Origin of the sequence: Ferrovum myxofaciens, from assembly GCF_000735045.1 — a bacterium.
Classification (GTDB): Bacteria; Pseudomonadota; Gammaproteobacteria; order Burkholderiales; family Ferrovaceae; genus Ferrovum; species Ferrovum myxofaciens.
The window spans coordinates 1-2258 of the sequence record NZ_JPOQ01000186.1 but is presented as its reverse complement, the minus strand read 5'-3'; the positions used below and the strand labels follow the sequence as shown (position 1 = coordinate 2258).

Sequence of the window (2258 nt, the reverse complement as noted above, 5' to 3'; positions counted from 1 at the left end):
ATCAATTGGCGGCGCTTAAAACTGCACTGCTGTGGCAAATATGCCCAAGTCGTCAACTGCTCGCCTTGAGCACCCAAAAACCTGTCAAGCACTTTTTCAATTATTTTTGCAGGGGCGAGCAGTTACGGTTTTTCCTCGTCATATTTTTTTGTAGAAATCACGCTAAAACGGGTAAAAACCTTTTCCTCCCCCCTTCTGCGTTGGGAAAGTATTGACGCACATCAAGATACAAATTGCAACAGTTCTGCCATAAAACATAAAAAAAGAGGCACCCGGAGGTGCCCCAATTCCCTGACGGAGAGAGGAAAGACTATTCGATGCGTTCGCCATGCAGGACCAGATCCAGTCCCTCACGTTCTTCTTCTTCGCTGACACGCAGACCCATCACCATGTCGATGACCTTGAGCAGCACGAAGGAGACTACGAACCCGTAGACCACCGTCACGCCAACCCCTAGAGCCTGAGTCGCCAGGCTGCCATCCACGGCACTGATTTCCTTGACATTGAAGACCCCGGTCAGTAAGGCCCCCACGATTCCGCCGATACCATGCACCCCAAAGGCATCCAGAGAATCATCGTAACCCAGCATATGTTTCAAACTGGTGGCGGCCCAGAAACAGATCACGCCCGCAGCCAGTCCGATGGCAATGGCCCCCCCCGTGGCGACGAAACCAGAAGCGGGCGTAATGGCCACCAACCCGGCCACCGCCCCGGAAGCAATGCCCAACACGCTGGGTTTGCCCTTGGTCAACCATTCGGCAAACATCCAGGACAGAGCCGCAACCGCCGTAGCCACTTGGGTGACCACCATGGCCATCCCGGCACGACCATCGGCTGCCACCGCAGAACCAGCATTGAAACCGAACCAACCCACCCACAACATGGAGGCACCCACCAGTGTCAATACCAAATTATGGGGTGCCATGGGTTCCTTGCCATAGCCCACCCGTTTGCCCAACACCAGCGCTGCCGCCAAACCAGCCACCCCGGCATTGATGTGCACCACGGTACCCCCGGCAAAATCCAACACGCCTTTGCCAGCCAGCCAGCCGCCCGGTTCCCAAACCCAATGCGCGATGGGGGAATACACCAGCAGTGACCACAGCGCGATAAACACCATCATGGCCGAGAATTTCATGCGTTCAGCAAAAGCACCTGCAATCAAGGCAGGAGTAATGATGGCAAAGGTCATCTGGAACATCATGTAGACCGATTCCGGAATAGCCGTGGCAGCATGGTGCACCATCACCTTCTTGGCCTCATTCTGATACAGCATGCCATCCAGCAGGAAGCGACTCATGCCCCCGAGCCAGGGAGTTCCAGGCATGAAAGCCAGGCTATAGCCCGCCACAACCCACAACACCGTCACCATGGCGCAGATGGCAAAACTTTGCATCAGGGTAGCCAGCACGTTCTTCTTGCGGACCATGCCCCCATAAAACAGCGCCAAACCCGGGATGGTCATGAACAGGACCAATGCCGTGGATGTCAACATCCAGGCCGTGGCCCCGGAATCGATTTTATCAAACCCCACTAAAAAGGGAGCAGTGGGGGTTGCCGGGGCTGCTGCAGCCGGCGCTGCGGGCGCTGGAGTAGCATCCGCAGCGGCAGTTGGAGCGGCGGGAGCCGAAACTGCGGGCGCAGGGGTTGGCGGAGTTGCCGTGTCATCGGCCATCACTGCCACGGTCCCCAAACTCAGAGACAGTGCCAAGGCGGCAACTTTCAATGTTTTCCATCGTGCTTTCATTTTCATTCTCCTTATAGGGCATCCGAGCCGGTTTCACCGGTCCGGATCCGCACCACATGTTCCAAATCGTACACAAAGATTTTTCCATCCCCAATCTTGCCTGTGGTGGCCGACTTTTCGATGGCTTCGATGACCTGTTCCAGTAATTCCGTCTTGATGGCCGCTTCCAACTTGACCTTGGGCAAAAAATCCACCACGTATTCGGCCCCTCGATACAGTTCGGTATGCCCCTTTTGCCGTCCAAACCCTTTCACTTCGGTGACGGTGATCCCCTGTACACCTATGGCACTCAGGGCTTCCCGCACCTCATCCAACTTGAAAGGTTTGATGATTGCAGTCACAAGTTTCATGATCTCTCCTCTTTGAATTTTCAATTAGTTAGAATTTGTAAATGCCTTGCAAACCATAGGTCACCATGCTCTGATACAGGGTCCCATTGGAAGAAGCAAAGATTCCTTGACTCGCACGGTCTCCCCGCAGTTCGGCACGCAGTTCGAAGTCTTTGACCGGT

At 54.8% G+C, this 2258-nt stretch carries 3 protein-coding genes; 1 reads left to right on the top strand and 2 read right to left on the bottom strand.

From position 1 onward, the window contains the following. On the top strand, positions 1 to 215 hold a 215-nt coding region (locus tag IV91_RS19220), incomplete at its 5' end, for a hypothetical protein (protein WP_233418473.1). 95 nt (positions 216 to 310) lie between these two features. Here the strand turns inward: IV91_RS19220 and IV91_RS0112690 are convergent. Together IV91_RS0112690 and glnK are read right to left on the bottom strand one after the other, a co-directional pair. Continuing rightward, positions 311 to 1747, bottom strand: a complete 1437-nt coding sequence (locus IV91_RS0112690; RefSeq protein WP_035418122.1) for an ammonium transporter — start codon at positions 1745 to 1747, stop codon at positions 311 to 313. A gap of 11 nt (positions 1748 to 1758) precedes the next feature. Continuing rightward, positions 1759 to 2097, bottom strand: coding sequence for a P-II family nitrogen regulator (glnK, locus tag IV91_RS0112685; RefSeq protein ID WP_031599015.1), 339 nt, complete (start codon positions 2095 to 2097; stop codon positions 1759 to 1761). Positions 2098 to 2258: the final 161 nt, after the last annotated feature.